The sequence below is a fragment of the Pseudosporangium ferrugineum genome (assembly GCF_003002065.1).
In the GTDB taxonomy this organism is placed as follows: domain Bacteria; phylum Actinomycetota; class Actinomycetes; order Mycobacteriales; family Micromonosporaceae; genus Actinoplanes; species Actinoplanes ferrugineus_A.
In genome coordinates, this window is record NZ_PVZG01000004.1 from 112,353 (window position 1) to 131,265 (window position 18,913).

Annotated in this window: 19 protein-coding genes; 11 read left to right on the forward strand and 8 right to left on the reverse strand. The window is 74.7% G+C overall.

Translation table 11 applies throughout. The annotated features are described in order from the left end of the window. Positions 1–9: 9 nt before the first annotated feature. Positions 10–519 (forward strand): MarR family winged helix-turn-helix transcriptional regulator, encoded by a 510-nt coding sequence (locus tag CLV70_RS10205; RefSeq protein ID WP_245908151.1) that lies wholly within the window; start codon positions 10–12, stop codon positions 517–519. Between the two features lie 13 nt (positions 520–532). Here the strand turns inward: CLV70_RS10205 and CLV70_RS10210 are convergent, their stop codons facing one another. Genes CLV70_RS10210 through pdhA form a run of 3 tightly spaced genes read right to left on the reverse strand, consistent with a single transcriptional unit; the run spans position 533 to position 3,937 of the window. After that, on the reverse strand, positions 533–1,867 hold the full coding sequence (locus CLV70_RS10210) for a dihydrolipoamide acetyltransferase family protein (protein WP_106126178.1): 1,335 nt from the start codon (positions 1,865–1,867) through the stop codon (positions 533–535). Further along, on the reverse strand, positions 1,864–2,829 hold the full coding sequence (locus tag CLV70_RS10215; protein WP_106126504.1) for an alpha-ketoacid dehydrogenase subunit beta: 966 nt from the start codon (positions 2,827–2,829) through the stop codon (positions 1,864–1,866). The genes CLV70_RS10210 and CLV70_RS10215 overlap by 4 nt, the downstream gene beginning before the upstream one ends. A gap of 16 nt (positions 2,830–2,845) precedes the next feature. After that, positions 2,846–3,937, reverse strand: coding sequence for a pyruvate dehydrogenase (acetyl-transferring) E1 component subunit alpha (gene pdhA / locus CLV70_RS10220; RefSeq protein WP_106126505.1), 1,092 nt, complete (start codon positions 3,935–3,937; stop codon positions 2,846–2,848). A gap of 57 nt (positions 3,938–3,994) precedes the next feature. On the opposite strand from pdhA, the gene CLV70_RS10225 reads away from it, so the two are divergent. From CLV70_RS10225 to CLV70_RS10250, 6 genes are all read left to right on the forward strand, one after another. Then, positions 3,995–4,528 carry an Lrp/AsnC family transcriptional regulator gene (locus CLV70_RS10225; RefSeq protein ID WP_106126179.1) on the forward strand — a complete coding sequence of 178 codons (534 nt, stop codon included), beginning with the start codon at positions 3,995–3,997 and terminating at the stop codon, positions 4,526–4,528. A 24-nt stretch (positions 4,529–4,552) separates the two neighbouring features. Beyond that, positions 4,553–5,740 (forward strand): sensor histidine kinase, encoded by a 1,188-nt coding sequence (locus CLV70_RS10230; RefSeq protein ID WP_106126180.1) that lies wholly within the window; start codon positions 4,553–4,555, stop codon positions 5,738–5,740. Further along, positions 5,737–6,399: a response regulator gene (locus CLV70_RS10235; RefSeq protein ID WP_106126181.1), complete on the forward strand. Its 663-nt coding sequence runs from the start codon at positions 5,737–5,739 to the stop codon at positions 6,397–6,399. Before CLV70_RS10230 ends, CLV70_RS10235 begins: the two co-directional genes overlap by 4 nt. 127 nt (positions 6,400–6,526) lie before the next feature. Further along, positions 6,527–7,267 (forward strand): ABC transporter ATP-binding protein, encoded by a 741-nt coding sequence (locus CLV70_RS10240; RefSeq protein WP_106126182.1) that lies wholly within the window; start codon positions 6,527–6,529, stop codon positions 7,265–7,267. Positions 7,268–7,272: 5 nt separating this feature from the next. Next, positions 7,273–9,669 carry an ABC transporter permease gene (locus CLV70_RS10245; protein ID WP_146164017.1) on the forward strand — a complete coding sequence of 799 codons (2,397 nt, stop codon included), beginning with the start codon at positions 7,273–7,275 and terminating at the stop codon, positions 9,667–9,669. Positions 9,670–9,896: 227 nt separating this feature from the next. Further along, a complete protein-coding gene (locus CLV70_RS10250; protein WP_106126184.1) occupies positions 9,897–10,133 on the forward strand; it encodes a hypothetical protein in 237 nt (78 codons plus the stop codon). Between the two features lie 19 nt (positions 10,134–10,152). Here the strand turns inward: CLV70_RS10250 and CLV70_RS10255 are convergent, their stop codons facing one another. After that, positions 10,153–10,758 (reverse strand): helix-turn-helix domain-containing protein, encoded by a 606-nt coding sequence (locus CLV70_RS10255; RefSeq protein ID WP_106126185.1) that lies wholly within the window; start codon positions 10,756–10,758, stop codon positions 10,153–10,155. 78 nt (positions 10,759–10,836) lie between these two features. Here CLV70_RS10255 and CLV70_RS10260 point away from each other — a divergent pair, with 78 nt between their 5' ends. From CLV70_RS10260 to CLV70_RS10270, 3 genes are read left to right on the forward strand one after another with little or no spacing between them, the layout of a single operon-like run. Then, complete coding sequence (locus CLV70_RS10260; RefSeq protein WP_211303717.1) at positions 10,837–11,877, forward strand: alpha/beta fold hydrolase; 1,041 nt, start codon at positions 10,837–10,839, stop codon at positions 11,875–11,877. Then, positions 11,874–12,506 (forward strand): class I SAM-dependent methyltransferase, encoded by a 633-nt coding sequence (locus tag CLV70_RS10265; RefSeq protein WP_106126187.1) that lies wholly within the window; start codon positions 11,874–11,876, stop codon positions 12,504–12,506. The genes CLV70_RS10260 and CLV70_RS10265 overlap by 4 nt, the downstream gene beginning before the upstream one ends. Continuing rightward, complete coding sequence (locus CLV70_RS10270; protein WP_106126188.1) at positions 12,503–12,991, forward strand: DinB family protein; 489 nt, start codon at positions 12,503–12,505, stop codon at positions 12,989–12,991. The genes CLV70_RS10265 and CLV70_RS10270 overlap by 4 nt, the downstream gene beginning before the upstream one ends. Positions 12,992–12,996: 5 nt before the next feature. On the opposite strand, the gene CLV70_RS10275 is transcribed toward CLV70_RS10270, so the two are convergent. After that, complete coding sequence (locus CLV70_RS10275; RefSeq protein ID WP_106126189.1) at positions 12,997–13,305, reverse strand: hypothetical protein; 309 nt, start codon at positions 13,303–13,305, stop codon at positions 12,997–12,999. A 66-nt stretch (positions 13,306–13,371) separates the two neighbouring features. Here CLV70_RS10275 and CLV70_RS10280 point away from each other — a divergent pair, with 66 nt between their 5' ends. Continuing rightward, positions 13,372–13,941 carry a pyridoxamine 5'-phosphate oxidase family protein gene (locus CLV70_RS10280; protein WP_106126190.1) on the forward strand — a complete coding sequence of 190 codons (570 nt, stop codon included), beginning with the start codon at positions 13,372–13,374 and terminating at the stop codon, positions 13,939–13,941. A 13-nt stretch (positions 13,942–13,954) separates the two neighbouring features. Here the strand turns inward: CLV70_RS10280 and CLV70_RS10285 are convergent, their stop codons facing one another. The 3 genes from CLV70_RS10285 to CLV70_RS39080 form a co-directional block, all read right to left on the reverse strand. Further along, the gene (locus CLV70_RS10285) at positions 13,955–15,568 is read right to left on the reverse strand and encodes a methyl-accepting chemotaxis protein (protein WP_158277740.1); all 1,614 of its coding nucleotides are present in this window, start codon (positions 15,566–15,568) and stop codon (positions 13,955–13,957) included. A gap of 65 nt (positions 15,569–15,633) precedes the next feature. After that, positions 15,634–17,391, reverse strand: a complete 1,758-nt coding sequence (locus CLV70_RS10290) for an ABC transporter ATP-binding protein (protein WP_106126192.1) — start codon at positions 17,389–17,391, stop codon at positions 15,634–15,636. Next, a complete protein-coding gene (locus CLV70_RS39080) occupies positions 17,388–18,908 on the reverse strand; it encodes an ABC transporter transmembrane domain-containing protein (RefSeq protein WP_146164019.1) in 1,521 nt (506 codons plus the stop codon). Before CLV70_RS39080 ends, CLV70_RS10290 begins: the two co-directional genes overlap by 4 nt. Between the last annotated feature and the right edge of the window lie 5 nt (positions 18,909–18,913).

The window sequence follows — 18,913 nt, forward strand, 5'->3', positions numbered from 1 at the left end:
GCTGCCCGGGTGCGGGCGGACGAGAGTGATTTCCAGCCGCTGACTCCCGACGAGGAGGCGGCGTGGCGGGCGCTGGCGCGCGTGCTCGTGGCGCTGCCCCGGGCGATGGACGCCGACCTGCTGCGGCGGGCCCAGCTGAGCCTGAGCGACTACCGGGTCCTGATGTTCCTGTCCGAGGCGCCGGACCGCTCGTTACGCATGTCCGAGCTCGCCGACCTGGTGCAGATCAGCTTCAGCGGCCTGACGAGGCTCATCGAACGCCTTGAGCGCCGTGACCTGGTCGAGCGCGTCAAGGCGGACACCGACGGCCGCGGCAGCCGGGCGGTGCTGACCGGTTTCGGTCTCGAACGGCTGCGCGAGGCGTGGCCCGACCACCTCCGCGGCGTCCGCCTCATGGTGATGGACCACCTGCGGGGCATCGACCTGCCCGCCCTGACCGAGGCCCTGAACTCGATGATCGTCAAGAACGACATGGTCGGTCCCACCGGCCGCCCGGGCGCACGCCCCTCCCGGGACTGAGCGTCCCGGGAGGTCAGAACCGCGCGAACGCCCGGGCCGGGTGCTCGATGGCGTCGGCGACGCTGCGCATGAAGCCCGCCGCGGTGCCGCCGTCGCAGATCCGGTGGTCGAAGACGAAGGACATCTGGGTGATCTTGCGGATGCGGATCTCGCCGTCCACCACCCACGGCCGGTCGAGGATCCGGCCGAAGCCGAGGATCGCCGCCTGCGGGTGGTGGATGATCGCGGCGCTGCCGTCGACGCCGAAGCCGCCGTAGTTGTTGAGGGTGAACGTGCCGGCCGCCAGTTCCTCGGCGGTGGACCTGCCCTGGCGGGCCCGGCGCACGACGTTGCCGATCTCCTCGCCGAGCCGCGCGGTGGACATCGACTCCGCGCCGAGCACGGCCGGCACGACGAGGCCGCGGTCGCCCTGGACGGCGATCCCGAGGTTGATCCGGTCGTACTCGACGATCTCCTGACGCTCGGCGTCGAGGCGCGAGTTGAGCACCGGGTATTCCCGGAGCGCCGCCACCACGAAGCGGGCGAGGAAGGCGAGCAGGCCGGGGCCGGGATCGTCCGGCGTACGCGCGCTCTCGCGCAGGGCGACCAGGTCCGTCGCGTCCACATCGACCCAGACCGTCGCCTCGGGGATCTCCGAGCGGCTGCGCGACAGGGCCGCCGCGGCGGCCCGGCGGAAGGCGCTGAGCGGCGTCCGCCGCTCACCCGGCGTCGAAGCAGGGGCGGGCGAGGCGGAGGCGGGCGAAGCAGGGGCGGGCGAGGCGGAGGCGGGCGAGGCGGAGGCACGCTCGACGTCCGCCCGGGTGATCAGGCCGCCGGCGCCGCTCCCCCGGACCAGCGTCAGGTCGAGGCCCCTGTCACGAGCGAGCCGGCGAACGAGCGGCGAAGCGACGAGCGGCGCGGCCGCAACCGGCGCGGCCGACGCGGCCGGCGCGGGCGCAACCGGCGCGGACGGCGCGGCCGCAACCGGTGGCGTCGCGGCGGGGCGTGGGGCGTGGGCGCGGGGGCGCCGGCGACGCTGCGACACGGCTTCGCCGCTGGTGCCGTACCCGATGAGGACGTTGCCGGAACCCGCCCGCTCCTCCCGCCGGTAGGTCTCGGCGGCCGGCTCGGCGGCCTCGACCGAGATGAGCGGCTGGCCCACGCCGAGGGTCTCCCCCTCGCGCCCGTGCAGGCCCGCGACCCGGCCGCCGAACGGGGTGGGCACCTCGACCACGGCCTTCGCGGTCTCGACCTCCACCACCGGCTGGTCGATCGCCACCTCGTCGCCCGGCGTGACCAGCCACCGGACGATCTCCGCCTCGGTCAGCCCCTCGCCGAGGTCGGGGAGCACGAACGTCTGCCGGGTCACGATTCCTCCCACTGCAAATCGTCGACGGCGTCGAGGATCCGGTCGGCGCCGGGGAGATGGAACGCCTCGAGCTTGGGCGGCGGGTACGGGATGTCCAGCCCGGTCACCCGGCGGATCGGCGCGGCCAGCGAGTGGAAGCAGCGCTCGGTGACGCGGGCGACGATCTCCGAGGACACGCTCGCGAAGCCGGACGCCTCGCTGATGACGACGGCGCGGCCGGTGGAGCGGACCGCCTCGCACACCGTGTCGTCGTCGAACGGCACGATGGTGCGCAGGTCGACGACCTGGAGGCTGCGGCCCTCCTGGGCGGCCAGCGCCGCCGCCTCGAGGGCCACCGGCACGCTGGGGCCGTACGCGATCAGGGTGGCGTCCGTGCCCTCGCGCCGGACCACCGCGGTGCCGAAGCCGGGCACGCCCGCGTCGAGGGCGACCTCCTCGCGGCTCCAGTAGAGCTTCTTCGGTTCGAGGAAGACCACCGGGTCCGAGGAGTCGATCGCCGCGCGGAGCAGGCCGTACGCGTCGGCGGCCGACGACGGGGCGACCACGTGCAGTCCCGGCGTGTGCGCGTAGTAGGACTCCGAGGAGTCGCAGTGGTGCTCGACGCCGCCGATGCCACCGCCGTACGGGATCCGGATGACCATGGGCAGCGTGACCCGCCCGCGGGTGCGGTTGCGCATCTTCGCGACGTGGCTGACCACCTGCTCGAAGGCGGGGTACGCGAACGCGTCGAACTGCATCTCCACGACCGGCCGCATCCCGTTCATGGCCATGCCGACCGCCATGCCGACGATCCCGGCCTCGGCGAGCGGCGTGTCGAAGCACCGCGCCTCGCCGAACTCGGCGGTCAGGCCGTCGGTGATCCGGAAGACGCCGCCCAGCGGGCCGACGTCCTCGCCGAACACGACCACCGATCCGTCCGCCGCCATCGCGTCGCGCAGCGCCCGGTTCAGCGCCTGCCCCATGGTGAGCTTCTCCACGTCAGTCACCCGTCTCCCGGCCGAGTTCGTCGGCGATCAGGGCCGCCTGCGCGACCAGCTGCGGCGTCGGCGTCGCGTACACGTGGGCGAAGAGCTGGTCCGGGTCGGGCTCGGCGTCGCGCGACAGCCCGGCCCGCATCGCCGCGGCCACCTCGTCGGCCCGGCGTGCGCCGGCGGCGGCGCGCTCCGGGGTCAGCAACCCCCGGCCCGTCAGGTACGCCTCGAGCCGCGTCACCGGGTCGCGTTCGAGCCAGGCGCCGACCTCGTCGTCGTCGCGGTAGCGGCTCGCGTCGTCGGCGTTGGTGTGCGCCTGGATCCGGTAGGTGTGCGCCTCGACGAGCTGCGGGCCGCCGCCGTCCCGGGCCCGCGCCACGGCCGCGCCGAGCACCGCGAGCAGGGCCGCCGCGTCGTTGCCGTCGACCCGGATCCCGGGTACGCCGTAGCCGACGCCCTTGTGCGCGAGCGACGGCGCGGCCGACTGGCGGGCCAGCGGCACCGAGATCGCGTACTGGTTGTTCTGGACGAAGAAGACCACGGGCGCGCGGAAGACGGCGGCGAAGTTGAGCGCCTCGTGGAAGTCGCCCTCGCTCGTCGCGCCGTCCCCGCACAGCGCCATGACCACGGTCGGCTCACCCTTGAGCCGGGCGGCGTGCGCGACGCCGACGGCGTGCGGCAGCTGGGTGGCCAGGGGCGTCGCCTGCGGGGCGACCTTGTGCGCGTACGGGTCGTAGCCGCAGTGCCAGTCGCCCTTGAGCAGCACCAGCACCTCCACCGGGTCGAGACCCCGGGTGACCAGCGCCGCCGTGTCCCGGTACGTGGGGAACAGCCAGTCGTCGGCGGTCAGCACCTGCGCCGCCGCCACCTGGCAGGCCTCCTGGCCGTGCGAGGACGGGTAGACCGCGAGGCGGCCCTGGCGCACCAGCGCCGAGGCCTGGTCGTTGACCCGCCGGGAGAGCGTCAGGGCACCGTACGCGGCCAGCAGCGCCTCGCCGGAGGGCAGCGCGTACGTGTCGTGCGGGACAGCCTCGCCCCGCGGGTCGATGAGCATCACCGGGGCGTCCGCCGGCACCAGGGAACCGAGGTCGGGTGGCATGGCAGAATCGTCCCCCAGCACCCATCCGTACTCCATCTTCGCGTCAAGGTTGAGAACATGTCACCGTCAGCGGCGAATTCGAGTGCCGAACGTCCAGATCCCGAGGGCGCCGGGGAGGCGCCGGCGAGACAGGTGGCCAGGACCCTCGACGCGACCGACCGGCAGATCGTGGCCGCGCTGCTGCGCGACGGCAGGATGTCGATCCGCGCGCTGGCCGGGTCGCTGCACATCTCGCGGGCCAACGCGTACGCCCGCGTCGAACGGCTGGTGTCGTCCGGGGCGATCCGCGGGTTCCGCGCCGACGTCGACCCCGCCGCCGTGGGCCTGTCCACCTCGGCGTACGTGACCCTCAACCTGCGGCAGGCCGACTGGCGCGAGGTACGCGGCCGGCTCCGGACCCTGCCGGGGGTGGTGCACATCGCGCTGACCGGCGGAGAGTTCGACGTCATCCTGCTCGTCCGCGCGCGCGACAACGCGGACCTGCGCCGGATCGTCCTCGACGAGATCCAGAGCATGCCCGGCGTGACCAGCACCCGGACCCTGCTCGTGTTCGAGGAGACCGAGCCGGAGCACGATCGGTTTCCGGCCTGAGCACGGCCGACCTATTCTCGCCGCATGTCGCTTGCTCCGCGCCGTCCGGACCCGGCCGTCGTCGCCGACGTGGCGGTGTCGTGCTTCATCGCCGCCGTGTCCACCTGGTGGTGGCATCAGTTCCCGCTGGGCGGGCTCGCCTACGGCGGACTCGTCGGCGCCGCGCTGTGGTGGCGCCGGCGTCACCCGCTGGTGGTCCTCGCCGTCGTCGCCGCGCTGTCCGCGCTGGCGGCACCGATCGAGGTCGACGGCACCAGGCTGCACGAGGGCATGCTCCTGCTCTCCCTCGCCACCGCCGAGTACGCCGTGGTCGTGCACAGCCGCACGGTCCGCGCGGCGGTGGGCGGCGGGTTCGCGGCCCTGCTCGCCGCCGCCGTGCTCGTCCTGGCCCGGCCGGCGATGGGGCCCGGCTGGGCGCCCATCAGCCTGTCCGCGCTGCTCAACGCCCTCAGCGGGCTCGCCGGATACGCGGCCGTGGTCGGCGCCGCCGCGCTGAGCGTCCGCATCTACCGCCAGCAGCGGGCCACCGCCGAGGACCGCCGCGCGGCCGCCGACCGGGAACGGGCGCAGCTGACCCGGGTCGCCGTGGCCGAGGAGCGCGCGGCCATCGCCCGGGAGCTGCACGACATCGTCGCGCACTCGCTGTCGGTGATGATCCTCCAGGCCAACGGCGGCGCGTACGCCCTGGACCACGACCCCGAACGGGCCCGCAGGGCGCTGCACACCATCAGCGCGACCGGCGGCGACGCGCTGGAGGAGATCCGGAACCTCGTGCAGATCCTGCGCGGCGACGGCGACAGCGGGACCGGCGCCGATCACGCCCCGCCCGGCCGGGTGACCACCGTGGTCGAGCGGGCCCGCGCCGCCGGCCTCGCCGTCGACCTCGTCCAGGACGGCACGCCGCCGCAGCTGACCGGAGGCGTGGCGCTGGCGGTCTACCGGATCGTCCAGGAATCGCTGACGAACACGTTGAAGCACGCCGGTCCGGCGCCCTCGGCCAGCGTCCGCGTCCGGTACTCGGCGCGCGCCGTCGACGTCGAAGTCACCGACGACGGGTACGGCGGGACACCCACCCCGGGCGGGCACGGCCTGGTCGGCATGCGGGAACGCGCGCTGCTCTTCGGCGGCACGTTCGAGGCCGGACCGGTGCTCGGCGGCGGCTGGCGGGTCCGCGCCCGCATCCCGTCGGCCGGCGAGGCGGTGCCGGCATGATCCGCGTCGTGCTCGTCGACGACCAGCAGCTCGTCCGGGCCGGCTTCCGGATGGTGCTGGACTACCAGCGCGACCTCACCGTGGTCGGCGAGGCCGGCGACGGCGCCGAGGCGCTGCGGCTGCTGCGCACCACCGAGGCCGACGTCGTCGTCATGGACCTGCGCATGCCCGTGCTCGACGGCGTGGAGGCCACCCGCCGGATCTGCGCGGCCGGCCCGGCCCCGCGGGTCCTGGTGCTGACCACGTTCGACACCGACGAGGAGGCCTTCGCCGCGCTACAGGCGGGAGCGAGCGGTTTCCTGCTCAAGAGCGTGCCCCCGGAGGAGCTGCTCGCCGCGATCCGGGTCGTGGCCGGCGGCGAGGCCGTGGTGGCGCCGCGGGTCACCCGCCGGCTGCTCGACCGCTTCGCCGGACGCCTCGGCCCGGACGCCGCCACCCGGGCGCCGTCGTCCGACCTCACCGACCGGGAGACCGAGGTGCTGCTGCTGGTGGCCCAGGGCCTGTCGAACCTCGAGATCGGCGGCCGGCTGCGGGTGGCGGAGGCGACGGTGAAGACCCACATCGGACGGATCCTGGCCAAGCTCGGCCTGCGGGACCGGGTGCAGGCGGTGGTGTACGCGTACGAGTCGGGGCTGGTGCGCCCGGGCGGCGATACCTGAGTCGCAGCCGGGGCCCCGGGTACGACTCAGGTCGTACGCGACGGACCAGCACTGCGGCGGACGTGCCGGCGCGCCAAGATCCCTAACGTCGAGGTCGTCATCGACCACCGACGTACGGGAGAACGTGATGCCGGCCCTGCAGGCGACCGACCTGAGCAAGCTCTACGGCAGCGGCGAGGCGGCCGTCCACGCCCTGCGCGGCGTGACCGTCGCGTTCGAGGCCGGGCGCTTCCACGCCATCATGGGCGCCTCCGGTTCGGGCAAGTCCACGCTGCTGCACTGCCTCGCGGGCCTCGACCGGCCGACGGGCGGCACGGTACGCATCAGCGACACCGCCCTGGACACGCTCAACGACGAGAAGCTCACCCTGCTGCGCCGCGACCACGTCGGCTTCGTGTTCCAGAAGTTCAACCTGCTGCCCGTGCTGACCGCGCGGGAGAACATCGTGCTGCCGCTGACGATCGCCGGGCGCCGCCCCGACCCCGAATGGTTCGACCGGGTGGTGGCGGCGGTCGGGCTCGCCGACCGGCTCGACCACCGCCCGGCCGAGCTCTCCGGCGGCCAGCAGCAGCGGGTCGCCGTCGCCCGCGCCCTGATGACCCGCCCGTGGGTGGTGTTCGCCGACGAGCCCACCGGCAACCTCGACTCGCGCTCCGGCGCCGAGGTTCTCGGCCTGCTGCGGGACGCGGTCGCCCAGCTCGGCCAGACCGTGGTGATGGTGACGCACGACCTGCACGCCGCCGCGCACTGCGACCGGGTGGTCTTCCTCCAGGACGGCCGCTACGCCGCCGAACTGGAGTCGCCGGCACCCGACGACATCGTCGCCATGCTGGCCCGGCTCGACGCCGCCGTCCCGGCCGGCCGGTGACCGCGATGATCCGCCTGACGCTGCGTACCGCCCGCGCCAACCTCACCCGGTCGCTGCTCTCCGCCCTCGCCGTCGTCCTCGGCGTGGCCTTCGTCTCCGGCAGCCTCATGTTCACCGAGGGCCTCGCCGTCGCCATGACCGCCCACGCCACCGCCGAGTACCGCAACATCGACGTCGAGGTCTCGCAGCCCGACGGCGTGTCCGGCGACTGGCCCGCGGACATGCTCGACCGCGTACGGAAGGTGGACGGTGTCCGGGCCGCGGAGAAGACGTGGTCGCTGTTCAACCTGGGCCTGTCCGCCGGGGACGGCAGGAAGGTCATCGGCGACCACCGGGCCGTCAACGTCGCCGCCGATCCGCGATTGCAGCCGATCGAGGCCACCAGCGGCCGGATGCCGGGCAAGCGCGGCGAGGTCGTGCTCGACGAACGCACGGCGGACCGGGAGCACCTCGGGGCCGGCGACAAGCTGTTGATCAGCAGCTTCGGCGCGAAGTCCCGGACGTACACGCTCGTCGGGCTGACCGCGACCACGAAGGGCGGCTTCGACAACACCGGCGCGCTGATCGTGATGACGACGCCCGACATGGAGGCCATCAGCGGCTACCCGTCGACCACCATCATCGTCTCGGCCGCCCCCGGCGTCAGCAACGACGACCTGGCCGCGCGGATCACCGCCGCGGTCGGCGCCCGGGCGCTCCCCCACGACCAGCTCGTGGAGGAGGCGAAGAACGCCGCGGTCGGCAACGCCGAGGAGTTCCGCGACGCCCTGCTGGGCTTCGGCGTGATCGCGGTGTGCATGGCCGCCTTCGTCATCGCCAACACGTTCACCATCGTGCTGGCCCAGCGCACCCGGGAGATCGCGCTGCTGCGGCTGGTCGGCACGACCCGGCGCCAGGTGTTCCGTTCCGTCGTCGCCGAGGCCGCCGTGGTCGGGGCCGCCGGGTCGGTCCTGGGGCTGGCCGCCGGCGTGCTGCTCGCGTACGGGCTGCCGGCCGCGCTCGCGGCGGCCGGCGCCCCCGCCGACGTCCGTCCGGTGATCTCGGGCACGACCGTCCTCGTCGCCCTCGCCGTCGGCATCGGCGTCACCGTGCTCTCCGCGCTGCTGCCCGCCCGGCGCGGCACCGCCGTCGCACCGGTGGCGGCGCTCTCCGACGCGTCCGTGCAGATCGCCCGCCCGGTGGGCCGGACCCGCCGGATCGCCGGCACGGTCACCTTCGCCGCCGGCCTGGTGAGCCTGGCCGCGGCGAACCGCGCGATGCTGGTCATCGCCGGCGCCCTGCTGACCGTCACCGGGTTCCTGCTGCTGAGCCCGGTGCTGGTCCCGGCCCTCATCCGGTTCCTGCGGCCGCCGCTCGCCGCGCTGGGCGGGGCCACCGCGGCCCTGGCGCTGCTCAACGCCGCCCGCAATCCCCGCCGCATCGCCACGACCACGAACGCCCTCGTCGTCGGGGTCACCCTCATCGCGACCTTCACGCTGATCGCCAAGAGCACCGAGGCCCCCGCCGAACGCCGCGCCGGCGACAAGATGTTCGCGCAGTTCCTCGTCATGGACGCCAACGGCCTGGGGATCCTGCCGGCCGGGGTGGTCGAGGCCCTGCGCGCCCAGCCCGAGATCGGCGCCGGCCTCCACCCGGCGTACCAGTCCTTCGACAAGGACAGCGGCAACGAGGTGCGGACCGGCGGCACCGGCGGACCGGCCGAGGGCTCCGCGGTGGTCTCCGCCGACCTCGGCCTCGCCGTGGGCGCCACGGTCACCGTGCAGGGACGGCGATTCCCCGTGTCCGCGGTGTCGCCGGGCACCCGCACGGTCTGGCTCTCGGCCGGCGACATGGTGGCCGTCTTCGGCGAACCGTTCCTCACCGAGATCCAGGTCGACCCGGCCCCCGGCGTCTCGTCCACCGACGCCCGCGCCGCCCTGGACCGCGCCCTCCAGGCCTACCCGGCGGTGGTCGCCTACGACCACGACGGCTACGTCGACCACCTCAACGCCCGGCTCAACCAGGCGCTCGCGGTCATCACCGCCCTGCTGTCCCTGGCCGTCATCATCGCCCTGATCGGCGTCGCCAACACCCTGACCCTGTCGGTGGTCGAGCGCACCCGCGAGAACGCCCTGCTCCGCGCCGTCGGCCTGACCCGCCGCCAACTGCGCCGCACGCTGACGTTCGAGGCCCTGGTCATCGCCCTGACCGGAACCCTCATCGGTACGGCCATCAGCATGGCGATCACGCTGTCCGCCCTGCGCTCGGTCGAGGCCCACGGCTCGAGGCTCGCGCTGGTCATCCCCTGGGACCGCCTGACGGTGCTGCTCGCGGTCGCCGTCCTCGCGGCCCTGACGGCCTCGATCCTCCCGGCCCGCCGGGCGGTACGCCACCCGATCGCCGCCACCCTCGCCGCCGACTGAGGGCGACGCTCCCGGCCCGGCCCTCGGCAGCAACGCCCGAGGGCCGGGCCGCGCACAACCCCTAGAGCATCCTAGGATCCTACGTCGAGTCCCGGCGGAGGGGCCGAGCCGCCCGGCTACGCGCCACGCGATGATGGGCCGATGAGGGTTGCCCTTCGAACAATCGGTTGTCGGCGGCGCGGGTGCCCGGGCAGGATCCACGTAGGGTCCGGAGCGGGAGGGGCGCGATGCCTGAGGATTTCGAGTCACGGTTGACCCACCTGGAGCAGGTGGTGCGTGACCTGGATCAGGATGTGCAGGATCTGCAGACGTTGCGCCGGGCGGATGCGGGGTTGATCCGGGAGGTCGCGCGGGGCCTGTCGGAGCATCGGACGGAGTTCCGGGAGTTCCGGGAGGAGACGCGGGAGGGGTTGCGTCTCATCGCGGACATGCTGCGTGGGTCGCGCGGAGACGGCGACGCCTGAGGGGCCGCTGCCGGCTTGTTCAGGGGGCTGATCGGGCAGCCGCGCCGGGCGGGGCGTTCGGCGCCAGGTGGGCGCGTTCGCCCTCCGGGCCGAAGAGGGTGAAGAGTTCCGCGGGCTGGTCGCCCGCGCTGCCGATCCAGTGGGGTGTGCGGGTGTCGAACTCCGCCGCCTCCCCCGCGCCGAGTTCGAACTCCTCGTCGCCCAGGACGAACCGGACGCGGCCGTTGAGGACGTAGAACCATTCGTAGCCGTCGTGGGTCTGCGGGGTCGTCGTGTGGGCGCGGCCGGCCGGCGGGTAGACCACCTTGAAGGCCTGGACGCCGCCGACGCGGCGGGTCAGCGGGACGACCGTCAGGCCGAAGCGGCGTACGGGGCGCAGGTGGATGCGCGGGTCGCCGGTCGGCGGGGCCGCCACCAGGTCGTCGAGCGGCACACCGTGCGCCCGGGCGAGCGGCAGGAGCTGTTCCAGGGTCGGGCGGAGCCTGCCGTTCTCGAGGCGGGAGAGGGTGCTCGCCGTCAGCCCGGTCTCGCCGGCCAGGGCCGCCAGCGTGATGCCCCGCTTGCGGCGCAGCGCGTGCAGTCTCGGTCCCACCCCGGCGAGGACGTCCTGTTCGCTCCTGGTCATGCGGCCATGATGCAGATCCGCAATTTTTCTTGCAAGTCTGCCAAGATCGTCGGGATGCTGGCCGCGGAGGTGACACCGATGATCACAACAGTCCGGAACCGCATGGTGGCCGCTCTCGCGGCCGTGCTCCTGCTGACCACCGCCTGCGCCGCGACGGAAGCCGAGCCGGTGGAGCGGGCCGCCGCCCGCGCCACGGCCGGAGCCGAGCCGGCGGAGGGGGCCGCCACCCGCGCCGACGCCGAGTTCGACAGCCGGTTCCGCCACGGAACGGCCGACGTCGACGGCGTACGCATGCACTACGTCACCGGCGGCACCGGTGAACCGCTCGTCCTGCTGCACGGCTGGCCGCAGTCCTGGTACGAGTGGCGCGGCATCATGCCGGCCCTCGCCGAGCGGTACACGGTGTACGCGCTGGACCTGCCCGGGCTCGGTGACAGCGCCGGCGCCCCGCCCAGCTACGACAAGGCCACCCTCGCGCGCTACGTGCACAAGCTGCTCGCCGGACGGCTCGGCCTGCGCAGGATCAACCTGGTCGCGCACGATCTGGGCGCCGGCGTGGGATTCCAGTACGCCGCCCAGTTCCCGCGGGAGGTCGCCCGCTACGCGCACCTCGACTACCCGCTTCCCGGCCCCGCCCTGAGCGCCGCGAAGTACCGGTCGCTGAGCTGGCACCTCGCCTTCCACGGGCAGCCGGGGTTCCCCGAGACCCTCGTCGACGACGACGTCCGCGACTACCTCGCCCTGTTCTTCGGGTACGTCGCGTACGGCGGCACCAGCTACGGCGGGCCGGGCGCGAAGTCCCCGTTCACCGACCGGCAGCTGGACGAGTTCGCTCGCACGTACCGTCGTCCCCAGGTTCTCCGGGGTGGTTTCGAGCTGTACCGGACGCTCGACCGGGACGAGCGCGACAACGTCGCCGCCGCGCCCGTCGCCGTGCCGACGATGCTGATGACCGGCGAGGGCCAGCTGGCGTTCACCCGGTCCACGCTGGCGCCCCGGATGACCCGCATCGTCCGCGCCGTCGAGGTGCCGAAGGCGGGCCACTGGCTGCCCGAGGAGAACCCGGCGTTCGTCACCGGCCACCTGCTCGCGTTCTTCGCCGGCGGAGCGACCCGGTGACCGCCGGGCAGACGGCCGGCGCCTTCTGGGAGGGCCACTACCGCCGGCGGCGGGCCTGGGGAGGCCGTGCCAATCCCCTGCTCATCGAGACCGCCGGGGAGCTGCCACCCGGCACGGCCCTGGATCTCGGCTGCGGCGCCGGCGGCGACACCATCTGGCTGGCCCGGCGCGGCTGGCGGGTCACGGCCGTGGACATCTCGGCCACCGCGACGGCCGGGGTCGGCGCGTACGCCCGGGACCGGGGGCTCGGCGGCCTCGTGACCGCCGAGCCGCACGACCTGGCCCGGAGCTTCCCCGCGGGCACCTTCGACCTCGTCTCGGCGCAGTACCTGCACACACCGTTCCCGCTGGACCGCGCGCGGGTTCTGCGGAAAGCGGCGCACGCGCTGCGCCCCGGTGGTCTGCTTCTGGTCGTGGATCACGGCTCCACCGCACCCTGGTCGTGGGACCAGGACCCGGACACGCACTACCCCACCCCGCAGGAGGTTGCCGCGGGCCTCGACCTCGATCCGGGGCGGTGGTCCGTGCGGCGTGCCGACATGCCGGGCCGCCGGGCGACGGGTCCGGGCGGCAGGACCGCGATCGTGACCGACAACGTCCTGCTGATCCGGCGTGAGGACCGGCCATGACCGGGGCGCGGAGGAGGGACACCGGGCCGTCGTGGACCGGCGACGGCGAGAGAGCCACGCTGACGGGTTTCCTCGACCACCTGCGCGACGCCATCGCCGCCAAGGCCACCGGCGTGCCGGAACCGCAGGTGCGCACCGCGGGCGTGCCCAGCGGCACCAACCTGCTGGGCCTGGTCAAGCACCTCACCCACGTCGAGCGGTTCTACTTCCTCGGGGAGCCGATCACCGACCTGCGCCGCACCCTGCGGCCCAGGCGGGACGAGACGGCCGACGGGCTGCTCGCCGCGTACCGGGAGACGATCGCGGAGGCGAACGAGGTCATCGCGGGCTGGACGGACCTGAGCCTGCCCGCGCCCCGGCCCGGCGGCCGGGGTGCGGCCCCGCCGCGGCGCTGGGTGCTGGTGCACCTGATCGAGGAGACCGGGCGGCACGCCGGCCACGCCGACATCCTCCGGGAGCAGATCGACGGGGCCACCGGCCGCTGACCGGGTCAGCCGGCGGCCATCCGGATCAGGGCGTTGCCGCCCAGCAGCAGCACGTCCGCCCCGGCGACGAACGCCATCGACAGGTGGAACCGGCGCGCGCCGGCCTCCGGGTCGGCCTCGCGGAAGCCCTGCACCACGCTGACCAGAGCGGCCAGCAGCAGCGGCACGCCGCCGATCAGCAGCAGCCCGACCGCGCCGGGGGTCCTGTCCCGGGCCACCAGCAGGGCGATCATCACGGCCGGGAGGACGCCGAAGAAGAGCAGGGCGAGAACCGCGTACCACTTCAGGGGTCGCGTCGGATCCGTCGGCTGCACCCGGCGATCTTAGCGGCCGGGCCGGCTGCTCGCGCACGGTGGCGGGCACAGGGCAGGATCGGGTCCATGAAGCTGCATGAGCGGATCGACGGGCGGTTGCGGGCCTTCATCGAGGAGCAGCCGATGTTCTTCGTGGCCACCGCGCCGACCGGGCCCGGCGGGCACGTCAACGTCTCGCCCAAGGGCATGGGCGGGACGTTCGCCGTGCTGGGCGAGCACCGGGTGGCCTATCTGGACTATCACGGCAGCGGGGCGGAGACGATCGCGCACCTGGCGGAGAACGGGCGGATCACCCTGATGTTCTGCGCGTTCCAGGGCCCGCCGAACATCGTCCGGCTGCACGGCCGGGGCCGGGCGGTGCCGGTCAGCTCGCCGGAGCACGCCGACCTACTGGGGCTCTTCCCGGCGCCGCCGGACACGCACGGCGTGCGGGCGGTCATCGACGTCGCGGTCGAGCGGGTCAGCGACTCGTGCGGGTACGCCGTGCCGCTGATGGCGTACGAGGGCGATCGCGACCTGCTGATCCGCGCGCACGAGCGGCGCACCGCCGCCGACCTCGAGGAGTACCGCCGGGTGAAGAACGGCGTGAGCATCGACGGCCGGCCGATCTTCGCGGAGGCGGCGCCCGAGGGCTGAGCCGCCCGTACGCTCAGATCCGGAAGGTCGCCACCAGCTCGCCGAGCTCGTCGGCCATCGACGCCAGCCCGCGCGCCGCCTGCTGGGTGTCGTTGGCGCCCTCGTGGGTCGAGTGCGCGGTCGAGGCCACGCCCGAGATGTTCTCCGCGATCCGGCGGGAGCCGCCCGCCACCTCGGTGACCGTGCGGCCGATCTCGGCGGTCGTCGCCGCCTGCTCCTCGACCGACGTGGCGATCGAGGCCTGGAACGTGGAGATCTGCCCGACCACGTCGGCGATCTCGCTGATCGCGGCGTTGGCGTCCTGCGTCGTCTGCTGGATGGCGAGGATCTTCGCGGTGATGTCCTCGGTCGCCTGGGCGGTCTCGGCGGCCAGGTTCTTGACCTCGCCGGCGACCACGGCGAACCCGCGGCCGGACTCCCCCGCCCGCGCGGCCTCGATGGTGGCGTTCAGCGCGAGCAGGTTGGTCTGCTTGGCGATGGACGTGATGGTGCTGACGATCTCGCCGATCTCCTCGCTGGCCTCGGCCAGCCGGCCCACCGCGTCCGACGTGCTGCTCGCGGTGCGCACGCCCCGGTCCGCGATGCCGACCGCCGCCTCGCTGCTGCGGGCGATCTCGCCGATGGACGCGTCCACCTGCTCGGCCGCGGCCGCGATGCCCGCCACGTTGGCCGACACCTCGTCCGCCGCGGAGGACACCAGGCGGGCCTGCTGGCTGGTGCCTTCGGCGTTCCCGCCCATCCGCACGGAGAGCTCGGACAGCGAGCGCGCGGCCGCGGTCAGCCCTTCCGTACGGCCGGACACGTGCGACAGCGCGTCACGCACGCCGCCCACCGCGCCGTTGAAGGCGCGGGACATCTCGGTGAGCTCGTCGCGGCCGTCGACGTCCAGCACCGCCGTCAGGTCCCGGTCGGCCAGCCGGCGCAGCGCCGCCACCACCCGCCGGGCGGGCACCGTCACGCTGCGGGTGAGCAGCAGCGCCAGCGCCACCGCCAGCAGCAGCGCCAGGCCGCATCCGGCCATCATGAGCCGCTGACCGCGGGTGCCCGCCTCGTTGGCGTCTTTCACGGCGACGGTGCTGCGCTCGGTCGTGGAGTCGGTCAGCTTCGTGGTCAGCTCGGTGACCTTCTGCACGCCCTCGATGTACGTGGTGTTGAGCAGGTTCATCGCGCTCTTCACACCCGCGTCGTTGTCCTGCTTCAGGAACGTGCCGATCTGCTCCTCCGCCTGCGAGACCGCGGCGAACTGCTGCTTGAGCTGGTCGAACGTCTGCCGCTCGGCGGTCGACAGGTATTGCGTCCGGACCTGCGAGAGCACCTGCGCCGCCGCCGTCTTGGCCTTGACCGCGTCGTCCCGGTTGCTGCCCGGACCCACCGCCTTGGCAGGGGACGTGTACTGCACGTTGGTGAAGTACGCGATCACCCAGCTGTTCATGTCCGAGTTCAGGAACTTGAGCTGCATCGACTGCCGGCTGAGCACCTGGATCGCCGCGGCGTCGGCCGCGGCCTGCTGCTGCCGGCGCTGCCCGGCCACGCCGATCGCGGTCACGGCCACGAGCAGGGCGCCGAGCAGCCCGAACGAGGCGAGCAGCCGTACGCTCAGCCGGGTACCGCGCAACAAGCGAGTCATCGAGCCATCCATCCCGTCCGGGTCATCCTCAGCCAAGATCGGTCGCTGCGGGGCCCTCCTTAGGATCAGCGCGCCGGGGCTCGGGACCACGCGGCCCACAGCGCGGCGTAGTGGCCCCCGAGGGCGACCAGCTCCTCGTGCGTGCCGGCCTCGGTGATCCGCCCGCGGTCGAGGACGGCGATGCGGTCGCAGGCGCGGGCCTGGGTGAGCCGGTGCGCCACCACGATCGCGGTGCGGCCCTCCACCAGGGCGGACGCCGCCGTCTCGAGGTCGCGGGCGCCCGCGCTGCCGGCCTCGGCGGTCGCCTCGTCCAGCACGACCACGGGCGGGTCGCGCAGCAGCAGCCGGGCCAGCGCGAGCTGCTGGATCCGGGCGGCGCTCAGCGGGTGGTGCCCCGGCCCGACCGGCGTGTCCAGGCCCCGCGGCAGGGCCCGCACCCAGGTGGCCGCGCCGACGGCGGCGAGGGCGGCGAGGATCCGGTCGTCGTCGCTGCCCGGCGCCGCGTAGGTGAGGTCGTCGCGCAGCGCTCCGGTGAAGACGTACGTCTCCTGGGAGACGACGCCGACCCAGTCGCGCAGCACCGCCGCGTCCAGCTCCGCGATGTCCACGGCACCGTGCGGGCCGGTCAGCGTCACCCGGCCGGCGGTGGCGCCGAACGTGCCGGCGAGCAGGTTCGCCAGCGTCGTCTTGCCGGCCCCGCTGCTGCCCACCAGGGCCAGGGAGGTGCCGGCCGGCACGTCGAGGTCGAGGCCGCGCAGCACGTCGGGGCCGCCGGCGTACGCGTGCCGCACCCCGCTCGCGCCGACCGAGACCGATCCCGGGGCCGGCGGCGGCGTCCGCAGTCCCGGGGCCGGCGGCGGCACGAGCAGGACGCCGGCCGTCCGGGCCAGGGAGGCCTGGGCGCGCTGCACCTCGTCGAACGACAGCAGCAGCGTGCCCAGCGGGGTGAACAGGCGGTGGAACAGCAACGCCGCGGCGGTGACCGCGCCCACGGTGACGAGCCCCCCGCGGACCAGCCCGTATCCGGTCAGCAGGACGGCGGACAGCCCGGCGGCCTCGGCGGCGTTCATGCTCTTGCTGAACCACAGGTAGCTACGGGCCGCCCGCAGCGCCGCGTGCACCGTCTCGCGCGACGCGGCGGCGAGCCGGCGGGTCTGGAGCGCCGCCATCGCGTACGCGCGCACCGTCGCCCGCCCGTGCAGCGACTCCAGCAGGATCCGGCCCCGCTCGGCGGCGAGCCGGCGTTCCGTGGCGTAGAGGCGCGCGGCCCGCGGCAGGTACGCGCGCAGGCTCAGGGCGTACACGGGAAAGACGGTGAGGAACGCGAGCGCGAGCCGCCGGTCGAGGGCGAGGAAACCCGCGGTCGAGACGACCACGGTGACCAGCGCGCGCAGCACCTCGGCCAGCAGCGGGACGGCGGCGACGACGTTCTCGAGGTCCTCGGTGACCCGCGACGCCACCTCGCCGCCGCCCGCGTTCTCCAGCACCGCCGGCCGCAGGGTGAGGGTCCGCTCGACGACGCGTTCGCGCAGGCCGGCGGCCACCCTCGCGCCGAGGCGCTCGATGCCGCGCAGGGCCAGGGCCGCACCGCCCGCGCCGGCCAGGATCGTGGTCCCGGTCGCGAGGACCAGGCCGCCCGGGTACGCGTGCCCGCCCGCCACCGCGTCCACGAGCCGCCCGAGCAGCAGCGGTACGGCCACCGCCGCGCCCGCCCCCAGCACGGTCCAGGCGAGGGCGAGCAGCGCCGCGGCGCGATGCGGGCGTACGGCGGCGGCCAGCACCGTGAGGCTCTGCCGGCCGGTGGCGATGGGCAGGGCGGTCATCGCAGCACCGCCGCGGCGTAGCCGGGATCGGCGCACAGCTCGTCATGGGTGGCCACGACCGCCGGCCGCGCCCCGGCGAGGAACGCCACCCGGTCGCAGCGGGCGAGCAGTGCCGGCGAGGTGCTGATCACGACGGTCGCTCCCCCGTCGCGGCGTCGCAGCGCGGCGAGCCCGGCCGCGGCCGCGTCCTCGGTGACGGCGTCGACCGCGGTCAGCGGATCCTGGAGGACCAGGACGGCGGGCCGCGCGGCCAGCGCCCGGGCGAGGGCGACCCGCTGCCGCTGCCCGCCGGAGAGGTTGGCGCCGCCGTCCAGCAGCGCGTCGCCGACGTCCCGAGCCCGCGCCGCGGCCAGCGCCCGCGCGGTGTCCTCCGGTGCGGTGTCCCGGCCGGTGTCGAGAACCTCGGGCAGCGTACGGCCGAGCAGGTGCACGGCGTGCGGCTCGACCAGCACGTCGCGGCCCGCGCCGAACGACGCGGCGAGCGCGTCCGCGCGGGCCGGGTCGGTGGCTACCACGCCGAGCAGCTCGTCCGGACCGGGCGCGCCGACGTCGCCGGGCGGCGGGACGGCCGGTGCCGCCGCGTCGTGACCCGGGTCGAGCAGGACGGCCAGCCGGGCGGCGCTCGCCCGGGAGATCGCCGCCTGCTTGACGCCCGTCATGATCCGTTCGACCGGCTCCCCCGCGAACGACGCCATCGCGACCACCGTGACCAGGTCGCCGACGCCGATCCGCCCGGACGCCGTCAACGCGGCGGCCACGGCCACGGTGCCGGCGAGCACCAGGCCGGTGGCGAGGCCGCCGGCGCCGTCGGCCGCGGCCGCCGCGCTCGCCCCGCGCAGCGCCGCGTCCCGCGAGGTGCGGCTCGTACGGCGGAAGCGGCGGACGGCCTCGGGCACCCCGCCGAAGCCGCGCAGCGGCCGCAGGCCGTGGACGAGTTCGGCGGCGAACGCGGCGGCGAGGCCGGAGGCGTGCTGGCGCGCCGCGATCCGGCGTTCGAGCCAGGGGCTGAGCCGGTTGACGGCCAGGGTGATCGCCGGGACGCCGCACACCATGCCGAGCCCCAGCCGGGCGTCGACGGACAGCAGCACGGCCACGGTGACGAGCAGGCCGGCGGCCCCGGAGATCAGGTGCACCACCGCCCGGAGGATCTCGGCGGCGGCCCTGGCGTCCGAGACCAGGGTCGCGGCCAGGTCGCCGGCGCGCCGCCCGGTGCCGGTGCCGTCCAGGACGTGACCGCCGGCCCGGACCCGCAGCTCGTGCGCCTCGCGGGTGGTGGCCGAGGTCAGCTGCCAGAAGTTGGTGCCGCCACCGGCGGCGAGCAGCGTGAACAGGACCAGGATGCCGCCGACGGCCAGCAGGATCGCGGCCGGTGGGCCGCCGTCCACCGCGTGGTCGACGGCGAGGCCGATGGCGAGCGGGACGAGGGCCTCGCAGACCTGGTGACCGGCCGACGCCGCGGCGGCGATCGCGAGCGGGCGGGCCCGGCGGCGCAGGACGCCGGTGAGTACGGGGTGCATGGCCC